We start from the raw sequence: 18,005 nt of genomic DNA, 5'->3' as shown, positions 1-18,005 counted from the left end.
GGGGAGCCTGTTGCGGTTTGGGCTTCGTTGGAGCTTTCGCCCTCACGTTATAGCTGCACCCCAAACGAGAAAGGGCGGCCCGTTGCCGGACCGCCCTTCTGATACGCAGATACTGAAAGCGAAATTAGCGCTTCGAGAACTGGAAGCTACGACGGGCCTTCGCCTTGCCGTACTTCTTGCGCTCGACGACGCGGCTGTCGCGGGTCAGGAAGCCTGCTGCCTTGACCGAGGCGCGCAGCACCGGCTCGAAGCGGGTCAGGGCCTGGCTGATGCCGTGCTTGACCGCGCCGGCCTGGCCCGAAAGGCCACCACCCTTGACGGTGCAGACGACGTCGTACTGACCTTCGCGCTCGGTGATCCCGAACACCTGGTTGATGACGAGACGCAGCGTCGGACGTGCGAAATACACTTCCTGGTCACGACCGTTGATCGTGATCTTGCCGGTGCCGGGCTTGACCCAGACGCGCGCGACGGCGTCCTTGCGACGGCCGGTCGCATAGGCGCGGCCCTGCTTGTCGAGGATCTGCTCGCGCAGCGGCATCGGCTCGCGGACGGGCTCGTTCGAGACCGGCGCTGCGATATCGCCTTCGCTGGTCGGCAAAGCCTGCTCGGCGGGGGCAGCCGGCGCGGGCTGGTTGGTCAGGCTCGCGAGATCGGCGAGCGACTGGCGGTTGTCGGACATTATGCGCCCACCTTGTTCTTGCGGTTCATGCTGCCGATGTCGAGCACGGCAGGGTTCTGTGCCTCGTGCGGATGCTCGGTGCCCTTGAAGATACGCAGGTTGCGCATCTGCTCACGACCCAGCGGGCCGCGCGGGATCATGCGCTCGACGGCCTTTTCGAGAACGCGCTCCGGGAAGCGGCCGTCGAGGACCTTGGCGGCAGTGATGCCCTTGATGCCGCCGGCGTAACCGGTGTGCTTGTAATAGATCTTCTTCGCGGCCTTGTTGCCGGTGAAGCGGATCTTGTCTGCGTTGATCACGACGACGTTGTCACCGCAATCGACATGCGGGGTGAACGACACCTTGTGCTTGCCGCGCAGGACGTTGGCGATGATCGATGCAGCACGACCGACGACGAGACCTTCCGCGTCGACGATATGCCACTGCTTCTCCACCTCAGCCGGCTTTGCCGACTTGGTGGTCTTCATGAGCGCCTTCATGGGCGTTAGACCTTCCAGATTGAATGCAAGCGCACCAAGGGGAGGCCCCGCAGCGCGAATGCCGGCCTAATGCTGAAAGGGGGGCTTCAAGTCAAGCTTTCCGCCGGCTTCCTGACGGGTATTATTATACCCGCTGCTTTGCGCGAGGTGCCGTGCCGACTGCGTGGGCGGCGAACATCGCGGCGATCAGGAGGAGTGCGGCGTTGCCCTGGTGCGCGACGGCGACGTCGATCTGCACGCCGGTCATCAGCGTCGCGATGCCGAGCATGATCTGGAGCGTGACGAGCCCGACGACGAAGAAGCCTGCACTGCTGCCGGTCTTGGTCGCCTTGATCGCCAGCCAGATCAGCCCGGCGGCGGCGGCGAACGCGAACCAGCGGTGGATGAACTGGACGACGATCGGATTGTCGACTGCGTTGCTCCAGGCGGGATTGACCATCGGTACGTCTGCAGGGAACAGCCCGTCACCCATCAGCGGCCAACTCGCAAACGCATAGCCGGCGTCGAGCCCGGCGGTGAACGCGCCATAGACGAGCTGGACGAACAATAGCGCCAGCGCGAGGATCGCGACGGGCGCAAGGCGGGCAGGGGCGGCGAGCGGATTGCGGTGCAACGCCATCAAGTCGAGCGCGGTCCAGACGATGCCGGCGAGGATCGTCAGTGCGGTCAGCAGGTGGACGGCGAGTCGGATGTGGCTGACATCAGTTCGCACCGACAGGCCGGAGGCAACCATCCACCAGCCGATCGCGCCCTGGAACGCGCCGAGCGCCAGCAGCGCCGACAGCCGCCAGCCATAGCCTACCGGGATGCGCTTGCGGACCGCGAACCAGATCAGCGGCACCGCGAACACGAGGCCGATCACGCGGCCCCACAGACGATGCAGATACTCCCAGAAGAAGATCGCCTTGAACCCGCCGACCGTCATGTCGGCGTTGAACGCGGCGTATTCGGGGATGCGCTTGTAGGCGTCGAACTCGGCCTGCCACTGCGCGTCGTTGAGTGGCGGGATGATCCCGCTGATCGGCTTCCACTGTGTGATCGACAGCCCCGACTCAGTCAGCCGCGTGATCCCGCCGATGACGACCATCGCGACGATCAGGCCCGCGACTGTGAACAGCCACAGGGCGACGGAACGAGGACGGGCTTTGCTGAGGAAGGCGGCGCTGGGTTGAAGCATGGTGAGGAGATAGTGGTTTGCGATGCGGGGCGCCATCGGTTCGTGGTGCGGCGTTGCTTCATGTTGCTGGGGGCGGTTCGGTAGAAGCCGGACTAGCTACCGTCGTACGCTACCTCCTTGTTCTCCCGCGAAGGCGGGAGCCCAGACTGGGCTCCCGCCTTCGCGGGAGAACAAGGAGGAGGGAGTGCCAGCCTCAAACCCTCAATCGCGCTGCCAAAAATTCTCAATGTAATGTTGTATCCTTTCAATCGACCGTCTATATCCGAGGAACGATGACGCCCTCGGCCACCCATACCCACCGCTTCGCCGGTCTCGATCGTTACGCGATTGGCCTGTCGGGCTTGTGCATGGTGCATTGCCTGGCCACCTCCGTACTGGTCGCGCTGATGTCGACTGCCGGCGGGTTCCTGCTCGATCCGATCTTCCACGAAGTCGGCCTGACGATCGCGATCGGGCTCGGGGCGCTCGCGCTCGGGCGCGGCGTGCTGAACCACGGTTATATGATGCCCGCCGCGATGGGCGCGCTCGGGCTCGGCATCATGGCGGGCGCGATGACGCTGCCGCACGACAGCGGCGGCGGCGAGACGTTGTGGACGATCGTCGGCGTCGGCCTGCTCGCATTCGGCCACGATCTCAACCGTCGCGCGGAGACTTGAGCGGGTTGCTGGAACCCTTCCGGCATCCTACTTCACCCAGCATGGCGCACGCTCACACCCACACCGAACCGCAGGGCGCCGATCTCACCGTCGCAGCACAGACGACACTCGAAAAGGCCGGCGAGCAATGGACGACGATGCGCGCCAGCGTGTTCGCCGCGCTGGCTAGCTTCGAGAAGCCGGCCTCGGCGTACGATATCGCCGAGGCCGTCTCGAAAGCCGAAGGTCGCCGGGTCGCTGCCAACAGCGTGTACCGCATCCTCGACCTGTTCGTCGGCGCGAACCTAGCGCGGCGAGTCGAGAGCGCGAACGCCTATGTCGCCAACGCGCATCCGGATTGCCTGCACGACTGCATCTTCCTGGTCTGCGACTCGTGCGGGCAGACCACGCATCTCGACAACGACACGATCACCAAGGGCGTCCGCAACGCGGCGGAGGCGGCAGGCTTCTCGCCGGTACGGCCAGTCATCGAAGTCCGCGGCCGCTGTGCCGACTGCGAGGCGAAGTAGAAGCTTACCCCGCACGCTTAGTCTCATAATTGTGCCGTCCCTCCCTGGAAGGGAGGGGTAGGGGTGGGTCGGTTCGTTTTGGCTAGCGCCGTTTGATGCGGAAGCCGACCCACCCCCAGCCCCTCCCTTCCAGGGAGGGGAGGCTGCTGCGCTCCTGGCTCGGTTCTACCCCAAATCCTTCCCCATCCGGATCATCGGCACTGGGACCTCGCCCGGCGTCTCGATCCGCTCGATCGGCAGGTACCCGCAGGCCCGGTACAGCGGCTCCCCGGCCAGCGTCGCCATCATTTCCGCCCGCGCAAACCCGGCCTCTCGCGCTGCGGCCTCGCAGACCGACAACACCAGCCGCCCGACACCCCGCCGCGTAGAATTCGGATCGGTATACATCGCCCGTATCCGCGCCGCGTCATGCGCCGGATCGAGCAACGCCGCATCGCGCAACGCCGTACTGTGATCGCCACCGTACAAAGTCGCCCGCCGACTCCACCCGCCACACCCGGCCAGCCGACCCTCCGCCTCGACCAGCAGATACGTCCCGTCCGCGATCAACTGCGTATCGAGCCCCATCACCGCGCGGCTCGCCTCGACCTGCGCTGGCGTAAGGAAGTCCCCCTGCAACGCGCCGATCGCACGGGCCATCAGCGCCGAGATGGCCGGAATATCCGCCTCACCGGCCACACGGTGCGTAAAGTTCATAATTGTGCACTTTCCGAGCGATTCCAGTGCGAATGCTACGTCAAGACACGGTAACAATCGACACGATACGCGCGCTGCATTAAGCCCGTCCGATGGCCGACCTTCCCTCGACACCGCTGCTCGACACCGTTTCGACGCCCGACGACCTCCGCAAGCTGCGCCCGGACCAGCTCCGCCAACTCGCCGACGAGCTGCGTACCGAGACGATCTCCGCGGTCGGCACCACCGGCGGGCATCTCGGCTCGGGTCTCGGCGTGGTCGAGCTGACCACCGCGATCCACTATGTCTTCGATACCCCGCGCGACCGACTGGTCTGGGACGTCGGCCACCAATGCTATCCGCACAAGATTCTCACCGGACGCCGCGACCGGATTCGCACGCTGCGCCAGGGCGGGGGCCTCAGCGGCTTCACCAAGCGTAGCGAGAGCGAATACGATCCGTTCGGCGCGGCGCACTCGTCGACCTCGATCTCGGCAGCGCTGGGCTTCGCGGTTGCGAACAAGATCGCGGGGACGCCCGGCAAGGGCATCGCGGTGATCGGCGACGGCGCGATGTCCGCGGGCATGGCGTACGAGGCGATGAACAACGCCGAGCAGGCTGGCAACCGCCTGATCGTCATCCTCAACGACAACGACATGTCGATCGCGCCGCCGGTCGGTGGCCTGTCGGCGTATCTGAGCCGGATCGTGTCGAGTCGCGAGTTCCTGGGCATCCGCGAACTCGCCAAGAAGCTCGCGCGTCGCCTGCCGCGTCCGTTCCACAACGCCGCGCGGAAGACCGACGAATTCGCGCGCGGCATGACGATGGGTGGCACGCTGTTCGAGGAACTCGGCTTCTACTATGTCGGCCCGATCGACGGCCATAATCTCGAACACCTGATCCCGGTGCTCGAGAATGTCCGCGACGCGGAGGAGGGCCCGATCCTCGTTCACGTCGTCACCAAGAAGGGCAAGGGCTACGGACCCGCCGAGGCTGCCGCGGACAAATATCACGGCGTCCAGAAGTTCGACGTGATCTCCGGCGTGCAGACCAAGGCGCCGCCGGGACCGCCGCAGTATCAGAACGTGTTCGGCGCGCAGCTCGTCGCCGAGGCCGCCAAGGACCCGCGGATCTGCGCGATTACCGCGGCGATGCCGTCGGGCACCGGACTCGACGCGTTCGCCAAGGCCTATCCCGACCGGTTCTTCGACGTCGGCATCGCCGAGCAGCACGGCGTCACGTTTGCGGCTGGCCTTGCCGCGCAGGGGATGCGGCCGTTCTGCGCGATCTACTCGACGTTCCTCCAGCGCGCGTACGATCAGGTTGTGCACGACGTCGCGATCCAGAACCTGCCGGTTCGTTTCGCGATCGACCGCGCGGGGCTCGTTGGTGCTGACGGTGCGACTCATGCCGGGTCGTTCGATGTCACCTACCTCGCAACGCTGCCGAACTTCGTCGTGATGGCGGCAGCGGACGAGGCGGAACTGGTCCACATGACGCACACCGCGGCGCAGTACGACACCGGCCCGATCGCGGTGCGCTATCCGCGCGGCAACGGCACCGGCGTCGCGCTTCCGGAGATTCCGCAGTTGCTGGAGATCGGCAAGGGGCGTGTCGTCCGCGAGGGCAAGACCGTCGCGATCCTGTCGCTCGGCACGCGTCTGGAGGAGGCGCTCAAGGCCGCCGAGGTTCTCGAAGCCAAGGGGCTGAGCACGACGGTAGCGGATCTCCGCTTCGCCAAGCCGCTCGACGTCGATCTGATTCGGAAACTGCTTACGACGCACGAAGTCGCGGTAACGATCGAGGAGAATTCGGTCGGTGGCTTCGGCGCGCATGTGCTGACGATGGCGTCGGACGAGGGGCTGATCGACGGTGGGCTCAAGCTGCGTACGCTGCGTCTGCCCGACGTGTACCAGGATCAGGACAAGCCCGAGGTCCAGTATGCCGAAGCCGGTCTCGATGCGACCGCGCTGGTGGATACCGTCCTTAAGGCGCTTCGCCACAATTCGGGCGGGGTCGCCGAAGCGCGCGCATGACCGGGCCGACCAAGGCGATCGCGATCATCGCGCTGGCGGTGATCGTGATGGTGTCGCTGAACATTGCGATGTGGCGGCGGATGCGGGGTGGTCTGGCGGCGGCGAAGGCCGGGCAGGGGGGTGGTGATCGGGACGCGGTCGATCGGGTAGAGGACGATGCCGTGTCGAATGCGGGCTAGCCCCGCCTTACCGTCCTGATTCTACTTGCGCGGGTCCAGGAACGCCTCCTTCTTCCCCCCTCCCTGAAAGGGAGGGGCCGGGGGTGGGTCGGGTTCCGCATGCTCGACCGTCGTTGGGGCTCAAGCGAGCCGACCCACCCCCAACCCCTCCCTTTCAGGGATGGGAGCAGTGCGGCGCTATCTTGCGAAGTGACCCTTCATCAAACCGAAGACGCGTACCGCCACCACTCACGCCAGCCACCCGCCCGTGAACCCAGCCCGCTGCAACCCCCGCCGGATATGCGGGTTGCGTTGCATGGTCGACCAGACCAGCCCGGTCCGCCAATTCTCCATCATCACGACGATCGCACCCTGGTCGATGCCCAGATAGTCGCCATCGACCCAGCCCATCTTCGGATCGATTCTACCGTGCTTCAACGGTGCCGACGCTGCCGTCAGCGTCGGATTGAACGAATCGAGAAACCCGTATTTGCCGTAGATCTGCGTGCCGTATCGACCATGCATCGTCTCGATCGCGCGACGGGCGAGGTCCGGTTCGAACGCGATCGACGCCGCTGCCGCGGTCGGTGCCAGCGTGCCGTCGTCCCGATCGTCCGGTCCTCGCGCGGAATAGCTGAAGAATTCGCGCTTGCGCCCGCCGAGGTCGATCTTGAAATCGCCCGGCCCGTCGCACGCGGTCAGCCCCCAGACGTCGGGGCCATAGCCGCTCCACCCGCCCGGATTGGCGATCGCGTAGGCCCGCTGCGCGCGTACCGCACGGCGGCTGTTCTCGAAATAATCGATGCCCTTTTTCGCCATGTAGCGATCGCGGATGCCGCGGAAGTCGATCCAGCAATGGCTGTATTGATGCACGAACAGCGGTGCGAAATGGATATGCGGCTCGCCCCACTTGTCGGTCCACTGCGCATCGAAACGGTCGGTCCACGCGTCCCAGGTCTCGGCCGGCAAGGCATGCGTCGGCGATCCCAGTGCCAGCACGTACAGCAGCATCGCCTCGTTAAAGATGTTCCAGTCGTGGGGAATGAAGCCGCTCTCCGGATGCCAGCCCATCGCCATGAACGGCGGACGCGGCACGATCCAGCTCCAGTCGATCGCGGCGTACAGCTGGTCCGCGAGCGCCCTGATCCGGACTTCGCCGGGATGATCCGAATCGAACCAGCTCTGCGCGAACAGCACGCCGCCGATCAACAGCGCCGTGTCGATCGTCGACAGTTCCGCGCGCGCGAACCGGTGGCCCTTGGTCGTGCCGAGGAAGTGGTAGAACAGCCCCTTGTAGCCGCTGTCGTCGCTCTTGCTGTCGCCCTGCGGTGCGGCGGCGAAGAACTCGAGCGTGGCGAGCGTCCGCGTGCGCGCCTCGTCGCGCGTGCTCCAGCCGTTGACCACACCGATCGGATAGGCGGTCAGCGCGAACCCGACCGCGGCGATCGACGCGAACGACGGCGTCGGCCAGCGATCCGGTGCAAGCCCGGTCGCGGGATCGGTCGTCTCCCAAAAGAACCGGAAGCTGCGCTGGTGCAGATCGGCCAGCAGCGCGGTCGGCATCGCCGTACCCGTAGCGGTGCCCGTCGCGCCGCCCGCCACGCCGCCTGCCACGCTGCCGAGCCGGGTAGCGGACGGCATCGCGCAGCCGGCCATAAGTCCTGCCAGGCCCAACGACGTGTGGCCCAGCAACTGCCTGCGATCGATCATGGCGTCCTTCGGTTACTGATAAGCGAGCATGAGCGGGACGCGGCATGGCCGCATCCCGCCGTCGAGTTTTAGAACGAGAAGCCCGCCGACAGCTTGATCGTACGCGGCGCATTGCCGCCGGTGCTGTAGGTCGAACGCTGTCCGTAATTCGGATCGAGCGGGCTGTTGTTATAGTCGGTATAATTGCGGTCGTTCATCACGTTCAGGATATCGAGCCGCATGCGGATCTTGGTCTGGTCGGTGATGAAGCCGAGCGGGACATATTTGGTGAACGCGAAATCCAGCTGTCGCCGGCCCCAGAGATCGCCCAGGCTATCCGCCTGACGCCCGACCAGCTCGCGCGTGAAGGGATCCGACCGGTCGACGAACGCCTTGAGATAGCTCGGCGATTCGATCTGGAACTTGGTCGAGAAGGTCACGCCGATCGGCGTATCGACGCTGCCCGCGATCACGAAGCGATGACGCGGCACGCCCGACGAGCGCAGCATCGGATAGTCCGAGAGCTGCGCGTAATCGAGCAGGTACGTATCCCCGAACTTACCCGTCTCGTCGGCCTGTGTATAGGTGTAGGTCGCGTCGATGCTCCACGGCGAGGCGGCTGAATAGGTCTTGGTCAGCTTGAAATAGACCGCATCCGAGTTCGTCTTCAGGCCGTTGGTGCCGAGGATGATCGAACCATAGCCGTTCGGCGAGAACGAGAAGGGCGACTGCGGCACGTCACCCGGATCGGCCGGATCGTTGAAGAAGAACGATCCGTCCGGCCGGCGATTGCCAAGCAGGAAGGCAAATCCGTCGCGGCTGGCGATGTGCGTATAGCCGACCTCCAGTTCGACTGGCGAGAAGCGACCGCGCACGCCGAGGCTAAATTGATCCGAATACGGCACCTTGAGATCGTTGTTCAGGAAGCGGAACTCGCGCCCGCCGCCGAGTGCTGCACTAGCCAGCTGCTGGCGTCCCGCCGCGGTCAGATAGACCGGGTTCCACGCGATGCAGGTCTGGCTCGGCACGCAGGGATTGAGCGAATCATTGCCGATGAAGTTGAACGTGCGGACCTGGTACGCGCCCTGGCTGGCTTCCTGCTGAAGGAAGTCGAACTGATTGCGATCATACGACCGGCCATAGCCACCGAACATCGAGAAGCGTCCGGCGTCGTCGAAGCGATAGGTGAAGCCAAGCCGCGGCTGCCACGCGCCCTTGAACGCCTTCCTGTCGTTGCCGTTCGAGATATAGTCGTTGATGTTGTAGTCGGCGTTGATGAGGTTGGGATAGTTGGCCGGCGATACCGCCGCGATGTTCTCCGCCGACGTGACGTAGTTCAGATAGGACGGCGTGCGCTCGTAATCCCAACGCAGACCGAGGTTCAGCGTCAGGTGGCTGGTGATATCCCAGTCGTCCTGCGCGTAGAAGCCGATCTGAAAATTGTTCGACCGGACATTGGCCTGGCCAGCCGCCCCGGTCGCGCCGAACTGAAGCTTGTACGGCAGCGTATCGTTGAAGGCGACGCCGGGGATCGCGTTGACGTCATAGGTGTATTCCGGGTTCGTCAGATTCTGCTCGAGCGTGTTGAGCTTGACGAACTTGGCCTTGGCACCGACCTTGATCGTGTGGCCCTGGAGCCCGGTGAAGGTGAAATCGTCCTGGATCGTCCAGCCCTTCTGGCCCTTGGTCTGGAAGTTGCCGCCGCCACCCGCGCGGAGCAGGTCGGTGCGCTGGATGCCGTTGCCGATCCGCTGCGTCGCCTGGAAGAACTGCGTGATGCCATCGGTCGCGGGCGTTGGCGCGAACAGCGCGTCCTCGTAGGACAGGCGGGCGTCGTTGATCCACTGGTTGCCGGTATGCTGCCAGCGCAGCAGGCCGCGCTTGTCGACGACCTTGTTCAGCGTCGACGTGCTGGCGGCGTTGATGCCGGTCGCGTTCTGGATACCGGACTCGTTGCGATACTTGCCCGACAACTCGATCAGGTCGTTGTCGGTCGGCTCGATGTCGATCTTGCCGAAATACAGGTCCTGCTTGAACTGCAGCGCGAAGGTGCCGAAATTATCCTGGTATTGCGCCGGGATCGACGCGATCGGATAGCCGTTCTCGGGACGTACGTCGTACGGACTGGCGATGCGCTTGCCTTCGTAGGTGAAGAAGAAGTGCGCCTTGTCCTTGATGATCGGGCCGCCCAGCGCTCCGCCGAACTGCTTGTTGCTGGTGTCGACCTTGGGGATCACCGTCGGGAATATCTCGCTCGGGCGGCGATCGCGCAGATTCTGGTTGGTGAAGTCGTAGAAGCCCTCGCCGTGGAACTCGTTGGTGCCCGACTTGGTCACCGCGGTGATCGCGACCGAGCTGACCTGGTCGAACTCCGCCTTGTAGTTCGACGACAGCACCTGATACTCGCCGATGCCGAGCTGCGGGAACGGGTTGCCGGGCGAGGAGTCCTGGCCGGTGATGCCGTTCTTGAGGACATAGTCCTTCTGGCTGACGCCATCGATGAAGACGTTGACGGTGCGGCTATCCTGCGCGCCGCCCTGGATCCGCGACGCGCCGCTGGCGTCCTCGATGAACCGCACGCCCGGCGCCAGATCGGCGAAGGCGAGGAAGTTGCGGTTGTTCTGCGGCAGTTGCTCGATCAGGCGCGACGAGATGACGCTGCCGACCTGGCCACCCGACAGCGATCGGATGCGGTTGCCGGTGACGACGATCTCGTCGCCGCTCTCTGCGGTACCTGTCGCGGGCACTTCGGCGGTGCCGGCGGGCGCGGCGGGTGCGGCAGGGGCGGAAAGATCGAGGTCGAGCCCGGCGACCTGGCCGACGCGCAGCGTGAGGGCGTCCGAATTGCGCGTGCCGTTACGCTGCTTGATCTCGAGACGATAGGTGCCCGCGCGCAGCGAGGCGAAGTTGTACGCGCCGCTGGCGTCGGCCGGCACGGTACGCCGCAAGCCGGTCGAAATCTCGATCGCAGTGACCTCGACGACCGGATTGTCGGCGGGTGCGGTGATCGTGCCGCGCAGCGAGGCCTGGCCGACCTGCGCCACTGCCGGCGTCGGCGCGAACAGCAGCCCGCTCGACAGCGCGGTCAGCGAGACGACCGCCGCGCGCAACATCATCTTGGTCATTGGAATTCCCCTTTTCCCGATTGTTCGGGTTTGTTGTTGTGGACGTTGGATAGATTCTGATTGCCCCGGGCGCGAAGCGCCGGGCCGGTGGACTCGCGCACCATCACGATGGGCACGCGCTGCTCGACGCCGCCATCGTCGTCGCCCGCGATCGCCCTTACCAGCCGGGCGACCGCGCTGGCGCCGAAGCTGGCGATGTCGATGCTGGCCGAGGTCAGCGACGGCGAGATGAGGCGGGTCAGCGGGATATCGTCGAAGCCGCAGATCGCGATCTGGTCGGGAACGACGATGCCGGCGCGCTTGAGCGCCATCATCGCGCCGATCGCCATCATGTCGTTCGCGGCGAAGATTGCGTCGATATCGGCGCCTTCCTCGATCAGGTGCGCGGCGGCGATGGCGCCGGAAGGCTCTTTGAAGTCGCCGGTCAGCACGCGCAGCGACAGGCCGGCATGCGCGCACGCATCCTGCGCGCCGCGCAGTCGCTCGTCGGCATCGATGTTGCCCACAGGCCCGGAGATATGCACCAGCCGCCGCCGGCCGCTCGCGATCAGATGCTCGACCAGCGCCGATGCACCCGCGACATTGTCGATCCGCAGTTCGGTGCGCCCGGCTTGACCCGGCGCGCAGTTCACCAGGACGGCGGGCATGCCACGAGGCAGATGCGCGAGCAGTTCGTCCGCCGACACCTGCGGTGCCATCACCACCAGCCCGTCGACCCGGCCGCGCATCGCGTGGAGCGCCGCGACGCCGCGCTGCGCATCGCCGTGCATCACCATCATCATGCAATACAGGCCGCGCTCGGACGCCTCGCGGTCCATGCCGCGCAGCAGTTCGGAGAAGAACTCACCGTGCAGGTCGGGGACCACGACGCCGATCATCCCAGACCGTGCCGAACTCAGGTGGCGGGCGCCGGCATGAGGGACGTAGCCAAGCCGCGCGGCGACGCTTTCGATGTGTTCGCGCACTTCGGGACGGACGTTGCTGTGTCCGTTCATCGCCCGCGACACGGTCGCGACCGACACCGCTGCCTCGCGGGCGATATCACGGATCGTGGCGTGCGGCATGAAGCGTCAGGGTCCCCTCTGGCACCGGCATTGCGTTTGCGACCGGCATCTTATTCTTGATGTAACCGGTTACATGATCCAGAAGCAGGGATCAAGAACCTTGCGACGATCGTCCTTCCGGTGTGTGCCGGTGCGATCGCTACGGGCATGGACAGGGGTGAGCGGATGACGGCGGCAACGAATTCCCAGGCGATTTCAACGACGGGTTCAAAGGCGATTTCACGGCGGGCGATGATGATGGGCGCCGCCGCGGTGACGGCCTGGGCGGCCAGTCCCGCACGCGCGCTGCTCGAGCCGGGACGCGGTGGTACCGCGGCTCTGCCGGCGTCGGTCGAGGCGCTGATCGGTCGGATGACGGTCGTCGAAAAGGCGGGCCAGTTGACGCTGATGGCCGCGGCCTGGGCAGGGGGCGCGGCGACCTCGCTCAACCCGGCAGGCGGGACCGCCAGCTTCGATAGTCAACTGACCGACGTCAGGGCGGGGCGGCTTGGTGGTGTGTTCAATGGCAATGGCGCGGTGATGGCGCAGCGGATGCAGACCGTCGCGATGCGCGAATCGCGGCTGAAGATCCCGCTGTTGTTCGCCGCCGACGTCATCCACGGGCTGCGGACCGTGTTTCCCGTGCCGCTGGCCGAGGCGGCGAGTTTCGATCCGGAACTCGCCCGGCGGACCGCGCGTGCGGCAGGCACCGAGGCCGCCGCATCGGGGATCGACTGGACCTTCGCGCCGATGGTCGACATCGCCCATGACGCGCGCTGGGGGCGCGGCGTCGAGGGGGCGGGCGAGGACGTGCTGCTCGGCAAGGTGATGGCAGCGGCACGCGTGCGCGGGTTCCAGGGCGAGCGCGGGCTTGCCGCACCCGATGCGGTCGCGTCGTGCGCCAAGCACTTCGCCGCCTATGGGGCAGGCGAGGCGGGGCTGGATTACAACGCGGTCGATATTTCCGAGCGCACGTTGCGCGAGACCTATTTCCCGCCCTTCCAGTCGGCCTTCGCGGCGGGTTCGCCGACCGTGATGGCGTCGTTCAACGAGATCAACGGCGTCCCCGCCACCGCCAATCCCTGGCTGCTGACCGACGTGCTACGGCGCGAATGGGGTTTCGACGGCCTGGTCGTGTCGGACTATACCGGCGACGAGGAACTGATCGCGCATGGCTTCGCCGCCGACGCGCGTGAGGCAACCAAGCTCGCCTTCATGGCGGGCGTCGACATGAGCATGCAGAGCGGCTTCTACCTGAAACACCTGCCCGATCTGGTCGCGTCGGGCGACGTGCCGATGGCCCGGCTCGACGAAGCCGTCCGCCGCGTGCTCGCGCTGAAGGTGCAACTCGGGCTGTTCGACGACCCGTTCCGCCGGATCGATCCGCGTCGTGAGAAGACCCGTATCCGCACGCGGGAAAGCCTGGCCCTCGCGCGCGAGGCGGGCGCGAAGTCGATCGTGATGCTCAAGAACGACGCTGGCCTGCTGCCGTTGCCGCGCGCAGGCAAGCGGATCGCGCTGATCGGTCCGTTCGCGGCCGGGCAGCACGACCTGATCGGCCCCTGGAACGTCTACGGCACCGATGCCGAGGCCGTCGACCTCGCGACCGGCGTCCGGGCAACGGTCGCCGATCCGTCGCGGGTCAGCGTCGCGCTCGGTTCGGGCGTCGACGATCCGCTGGCGGGCGGTATCGCCGCGGCCGTCGCTGCCGCACAGGCCGCCGACATCGTCGTCCTCGCGATCGGCGAAAGCCAGCGGATGTCGGGCGAGGCGCAGTCGCGCGTCGACATCGTCATCCCCGCCGCCCAGATGGCGCTGGCCGAGGCTGTCGCCGCAACCGGCAAGCCGATCGTCGTCCTGCTCCGCACCGGCCGCGCGCTGGCGTTGAGCGGCGTCGTGCTCGATGTCCCGGCGATCCTGGTCACCTGGTTCCTCGGTTCGCAGGACGGCCCCGCCATCGCCGACGTGCTGTTCGGCAGGAGCGGGCCTTCCGCGCGCCTGCCGGTCTCGTTCCCGCATGCGACGGGGCAGGAGCCCTATCATTACGATCACAAGAGCACCGGTCGCCCCAACCCGCCGGGTCCGCTGGTCGAATACAAGGCGCATTACCGCGAGTTCGCCAACGATGCGCTGTTCCCGTTCGGCCACGGCCTGACCTACGGCACCATCGGATATTCGGGTCTCGACCTCGGCACCGGGACGATCGCAAGCGACGGCGCGCTGACCGTGCGCGCGACGATCGCCAACACCGGCACCCACGCCGCGCAAGAGGTGGTACAGCTCTACATTCGCGACCTTGCCGCCAGCATCACCCGTCCGGTGCGCGAACTGAAGGCATTCCGGAAGATCGCGCTGAAGCCGGGCGAGCGCCAGATCGTGTCGTTCACGCTCCGCCGCAACGATCTGCTGTTCGTCGGACGCGATCTCAAGCCGACCGTCGAGCCCGGCCGGTTCCAGGTCTGGATCGCCCCCTCGGCACAGGCCGAAGGCGTCTCGGGCGAGTTCACGCTCGCTTGAAACCCGCAAGCGTATCGCGGCGAAGCGGGATGGCGATCACCGCCACCAGCATCGCCGCGATCAGCACCACGGGCCCGGCGAGCATGAGCCAGCGAATGGCGCGCAAACTGTCTGGAGACTGCGCGACGCCGGCAACGAACCCGTTCGCCTGATACACAGCGCCGATCGCGAACCCCGTTCCCGCCAAGGCGACCTTCTGCACGAGCGCAAACGTCCCGAACGCGAGCGCCTCGACCCGCAGGCCGCCCTTCGCCTCGCCCCAGTCGACCGTATCGGGCAGCAGCGTCCACGAGGCCAGGCCGAAGCCGACGAACGCCGCCTGCATCGCGAACAGAAAGGCCGCCGTCGCGGTGCCGCCGGGCGCCGCGATCAGCGCGAAGGCCACCGGCAAGCCTATCGCCAGCAGTCCTGCGCCGAGCCACGCGATCCGGGCGCCGTGCGCCCTGGCCAGCAGCGTCCAGACCGGCACCGCGACCAGGCTTCCCACCGCCATGCCGGCCAGCGCGCGCGGGCCGCCGTGCAGATCGCCCAGCACGTAGCGGAAGAAATACAGCACCGACTGGCTGGTCAGCGCGGTCGCCGCGCTGGCGGCGGCGGCGGCGATGTTGAGCGTGACGAACGCCCGATTGCGGCCGAGCGCCATCAGCGCGGTCGGGATTCGCGGGCGATCGACGGTCACCGCGACCGGCATCGGTTCGGGCACGCGCCAGGCGATCGCGGCCAGCAACGGCACGCCGATGGCCGCGAGTACCGCGGTCGCCGCGCCGTAGCTGCCGGTGAGTTCGACCAGTCGGGGCAGCGCGAGCGCGACGAGGATACCCGCCGCCGCTCCGAACCCCATGCGGAATCCGGCGACGAGCGACCGGTCCGCGCTGCTATGCGCGATCCGCGTCGTCCACGCGGCATAAGGGATGTTGGTGAAGGCGTAGGCGGTGCGGAACACGGCCTGCGTCGCGAGCGCCCACAGCGCCGCGCTCGCCGGCACCGCGAACATCGCGACGAACGCCAGCCCGAGCGGCAGTGCGCCCCAGCCGACCAGGCTGCGATACGAAAACCGCGTCCGTTCTACTGCCGCGCCTGCACAGAAATCGGCGACGCCGTCCCAGATCGCACCGATCATGAAGACCAGCCCTGCCGTGGCGGGCGGCAGCGCGAGCGCATCGATATAGTAGAAGAGCAGGTACAGGCTGATCGCCTGCCAGTAGATATTGAAGGCGAAATCGCCCGCGCTGAACAACAGCAGCGGGCCACGTGCCCCCGCAACGTCGGCGGCGCTCGACCGAGCGGCGGACGACGAAGACGGTGAAGAAAGCTCGGCCATGCCGCGTTCTTGCCGCTTCGCCGTGACGGGGCAATGCCTCGATGGGCCGAGTATGGACCGGGTGCCGGTATCGAGCGCCAGGACGACACGCGGTACCGATCACCCCGAACCTGCTCGCGATAGCTCCCCGTGAGCGCCGGGGAGTGGCTTTAGCGCCTGAGGGGTGCGAACGAAAACAGGCCGCTTCGATAGTTCATCACGACCGTCGTCGGCGTGATCCCACCATGCGCGACGATCCGGGCAGCTTGGGCGCTCGGCTTCGAATGGCCAAGCCGGGGATTGCCGGCAAAGCCGATACCGTCGTGCAACAGGCTGAACCCGTGTCCTCCGCTGCGCGAGTGCACGACGCTGAGCGAATACGCGCCCGCCGCGGGGATGCGCAGGCAGAGTTGCGCGGGACCGGACATCGGAACGGCGATCACCGCGCGGCGGAACGTCTTGCCCTGCGATACGAGCACGTTGTCGTCGGCAAGGAAATCGCCATCGGTCGAGGGATATACTTCGGCGCGCAGGGTGCCGGCACGGTCCTTCAGCCCCTCGACCGTGACCAGGATCGCCGGGCCGGTTTCGTGCGGCCGGCACCGCGCGGCCTCGGTGCCGAGCCTAGGCGTGGATGGCAATGTGGTGGGGGCTGCGGCGGGCAGGGCCGCTGCCAGTATGGCGAGGAGAGCGAGGCTCATCGGGTCTGCTCCGGATTGGCAAGCTCGACGGCGGTCAGGACCGCGCCCAGCAGGAGATGCGTGACCAGCCACAGCGCGGCGATCATCGCCATCATCTCGGTGACCTGCGACGCCTGGCCGACCGTGAACGCGACCAGGCCGGCAAAGACGATGTCCTTGTTCGGCAACAGCGGCAGGCGCGACACCAGAAGCCGCAGCGTGGCGAGCACCAGCCACCAGGCAAGCGGGGCGGCCGGCATCGCGACGGCCCACAAGGCGGCCGCCAGCACCGTCGTCGCGACGATCCGCAGCAGGTGGATCACGGCGATCCGCCGGAGTGCGTCGCGGGCCAGCGTGAACAGGCGCTTGCGCATCACCAGCACCACGATCGACGGCACCGCGATGCTCGCCGCCGACACGATCATCACCTTCGCATCGGTGCCGAGGTTCAGCGCGGCGAGCGATCGCCAGCTGAACAGCGCGAGCGCGAGCGTGCAGCAATTGGCGACCACCGCCGACAGGATCGACACGTCCTTGATCGTCCCGAACGGCGTGCCGATCAAGGACGCGTGCCGCCGCGCCCAGGCGTAGAAATACAGTTCGCCGGAATAGCCCGCGACGATCTCGTTGCTGATCCGCTTGCGCAGCAGCGCCAGCATCCCGCGGGGCGGCAGGTTCCACAGGCGGCGATAGATGAACCATTCGCTCGTCGGCAGCGCGAGGTAGCCAGCGGCGAACAACAGCCAGAACAGCGGCGAGCGCGGTACCATGCCGATCACCGCGCGGACGTCGAGATATCGGAGCTGCCACAGCGCCGCGATCAGGATGACTGCCGACAGCAACGGTGTCAGCCACCGAGAGAGCAGGCCCTTGCTGACCACGATCGGCTTGATCGGCAGCGGTGGGGCGGCCCGGCCGTCGCTGGCAGGCGACCCCATGATGCCGGGGCCGGTGCCGATGGCGATACCCGCACCGACGCGGCGCATCTCGCCCGGCATCACCGCGCGGTCCGAATTGAAAGGAGCAGCAAGGCTGCCACGATATGGGTGCCGGGATAGGTCATGCGCTTGGGACGTCGCTGCTTTGCGCGATCCGCAGTCGTGCATGAAAAATATGGTGGTCGATGCAAAGGCGGCAGGATCGGGATGGCCGTCGACAGCTGGCCGCGGGCCTGGTCGCGCACCGGGTCGCACGCGCGCCCGGCATAAGCGGCGCGTGCGTCGCCTCTGCCGGGCAGGCGCTTCCGGCTCGACTCCATCGCTGCCGACACCACGTAAAA

The 18,005-nt window shown here is 66.5% G+C and carries 15 protein-coding genes; 5 read left to right on the top strand and 10 right to left on the bottom strand.

Annotation, left to right across the window (positions count from 1 at the left end):
• Positions 1–124: 124 nt before the first annotated feature.
• From rpsI to BM244_RS12340, 3 genes are all read right to left on the bottom strand, one after another.
• The gene (rpsI, locus tag BM244_RS12350) at positions 125–682 is read right to left on the bottom strand and encodes a 30S ribosomal protein S9 (protein ID WP_082441435.1); all 558 of its coding nucleotides are present in this window, start codon (positions 680–682) and stop codon (positions 125–127) included.
• Positions 682–1,161, bottom strand: coding sequence for a 50S ribosomal protein L13 (rplM, locus tag BM244_RS12345; protein WP_060524218.1), 480 nt, complete (start codon positions 1,159–1,161; stop codon positions 682–684). Before rplM ends, rpsI begins: the two co-directional genes overlap by 1 nt.
• Before the next feature lie 124 nt (positions 1,162–1,285).
• Positions 1,286–2,338, bottom strand: coding sequence for a COX15/CtaA family protein (locus BM244_RS12340; protein ID WP_093399552.1), 1,053 nt, complete (start codon positions 2,336–2,338; stop codon positions 1,286–1,288).
• 272 nt (positions 2,339–2,610) lie between these two features.
• Between BM244_RS12340 and BM244_RS12335 the strand changes: the two genes are divergently transcribed.
• Together BM244_RS12335 and BM244_RS12330 are read left to right on the top strand one after the other, a co-directional pair.
• Positions 2,611–2,994, top strand: coding sequence for a MerC domain-containing protein (locus BM244_RS12335; protein ID WP_093399248.1), 384 nt, complete (start codon positions 2,611–2,613; stop codon positions 2,992–2,994).
• Positions 2,995–3,035: 41 nt separating this feature from the next.
• Positions 3,036–3,503: a Fur family transcriptional regulator gene (locus BM244_RS12330; RefSeq protein ID WP_060524220.1), complete on the top strand. Its 468-nt coding sequence runs from the start codon at positions 3,036–3,038 to the stop codon at positions 3,501–3,503.
• Positions 3,504–3,668: 165 nt separating this feature from the next.
• Here the strand turns inward: BM244_RS12330 and BM244_RS12325 are convergent, their stop codons facing one another.
• On the bottom strand, positions 3,669–4,199 hold the full coding sequence (locus tag BM244_RS12325; RefSeq protein WP_093399247.1) for a GNAT family N-acetyltransferase: 531 nt from the start codon (positions 4,197–4,199) through the stop codon (positions 3,669–3,671).
• A 92-nt stretch (positions 4,200–4,291) separates the two neighbouring features.
• Between BM244_RS12325 and dxs the strand changes: the two genes are divergently transcribed.
• Both dxs and BM244_RS12315 read left to right on the top strand, forming a co-directional pair.
• Positions 4,292–6,214 (top strand): 1-deoxy-D-xylulose-5-phosphate synthase, encoded by a 1,923-nt coding sequence (gene dxs, locus BM244_RS12320; RefSeq protein WP_093399246.1) that lies wholly within the window; start codon positions 4,292–4,294, stop codon positions 6,212–6,214.
• A complete protein-coding gene (locus BM244_RS12315; protein ID WP_093399245.1) occupies positions 6,211–6,393 on the top strand; it encodes a hypothetical protein in 183 nt (60 codons plus the stop codon). Before dxs ends, BM244_RS12315 begins: the two co-directional genes overlap by 4 nt.
• A 228-nt stretch (positions 6,394–6,621) precedes the next feature.
• Here the strand turns inward: BM244_RS12315 and BM244_RS12310 are convergent, their stop codons facing one another.
• The 3 genes from BM244_RS12310 to BM244_RS12300 all read right to left on the bottom strand — a co-directional run bounded on the left by BM244_RS12310 (position 6,622) and on the right by BM244_RS12300 (position 12,250).
• Entirely contained in the window at positions 6,622–8,082 is a 1,461-nt protein-coding gene (locus tag BM244_RS12310) for a glucoamylase family protein (RefSeq protein WP_093399244.1), read from the bottom strand.
• A 68-nt stretch (positions 8,083–8,150) separates the two neighbouring features.
• A complete protein-coding gene (locus BM244_RS12305; protein ID WP_254784423.1) occupies positions 8,151–11,186 on the bottom strand; it encodes a TonB-dependent receptor in 3,036 nt (1,011 codons plus the stop codon).
• Complete coding sequence (locus BM244_RS12300; protein ID WP_093399243.1) at positions 11,183–12,250, bottom strand: LacI family DNA-binding transcriptional regulator; 1,068 nt, start codon at positions 12,248–12,250, stop codon at positions 11,183–11,185. The genes BM244_RS12305 and BM244_RS12300 overlap by 4 nt, the downstream gene beginning before the upstream one ends.
• 231 nt (positions 12,251–12,481) lie before the next feature.
• On the opposite strand from BM244_RS12300, the gene BM244_RS12295 reads away from it, so the two are divergent.
• Positions 12,482–14,746, top strand: a complete 2,265-nt coding sequence (locus BM244_RS12295; protein WP_093399242.1) for a glycoside hydrolase family 3 N-terminal domain-containing protein — start codon at positions 12,482–12,484, stop codon at positions 14,744–14,746.
• On the opposite strand, the gene BM244_RS12290 is transcribed toward BM244_RS12295, so the two are convergent.
• From BM244_RS12290 to BM244_RS12280, 3 genes are all read right to left on the bottom strand, one after another.
• Positions 14,733–16,067 (bottom strand): MFS transporter, encoded by a 1,335-nt coding sequence (locus BM244_RS12290; protein ID WP_093399241.1) that lies wholly within the window; start codon positions 16,065–16,067, stop codon positions 14,733–14,735. The two genes, BM244_RS12295 and BM244_RS12290, sit on opposite strands and share 14 nt — an antisense overlap.
• A 149-nt stretch (positions 16,068–16,216) precedes the next feature.
• The gene (locus BM244_RS12285) at positions 16,217–16,747 is read right to left on the bottom strand and encodes a DUF2141 domain-containing protein (RefSeq protein ID WP_093399240.1); all 531 of its coding nucleotides are present in this window, start codon (positions 16,745–16,747) and stop codon (positions 16,217–16,219) included.
• Positions 16,744–17,724, bottom strand: a complete 981-nt coding sequence (locus BM244_RS12280) for a hypothetical protein (protein WP_093399239.1) — start codon at positions 17,722–17,724, stop codon at positions 16,744–16,746. Before BM244_RS12280 ends, BM244_RS12285 begins: the two co-directional genes overlap by 4 nt.
• Positions 17,725–18,005: the final 281 nt, after the last annotated feature.

The organism is Sphingomonas sp. OK281, from assembly GCF_900115295.1.
GTDB lineage: Bacteria > Pseudomonadota > Alphaproteobacteria > Sphingomonadales > Sphingomonadaceae > Sphingomonas.
Note: the sequence above shows the minus strand (reverse complement) of the source record. Positions and strands in the feature narration are given on the sequence as shown.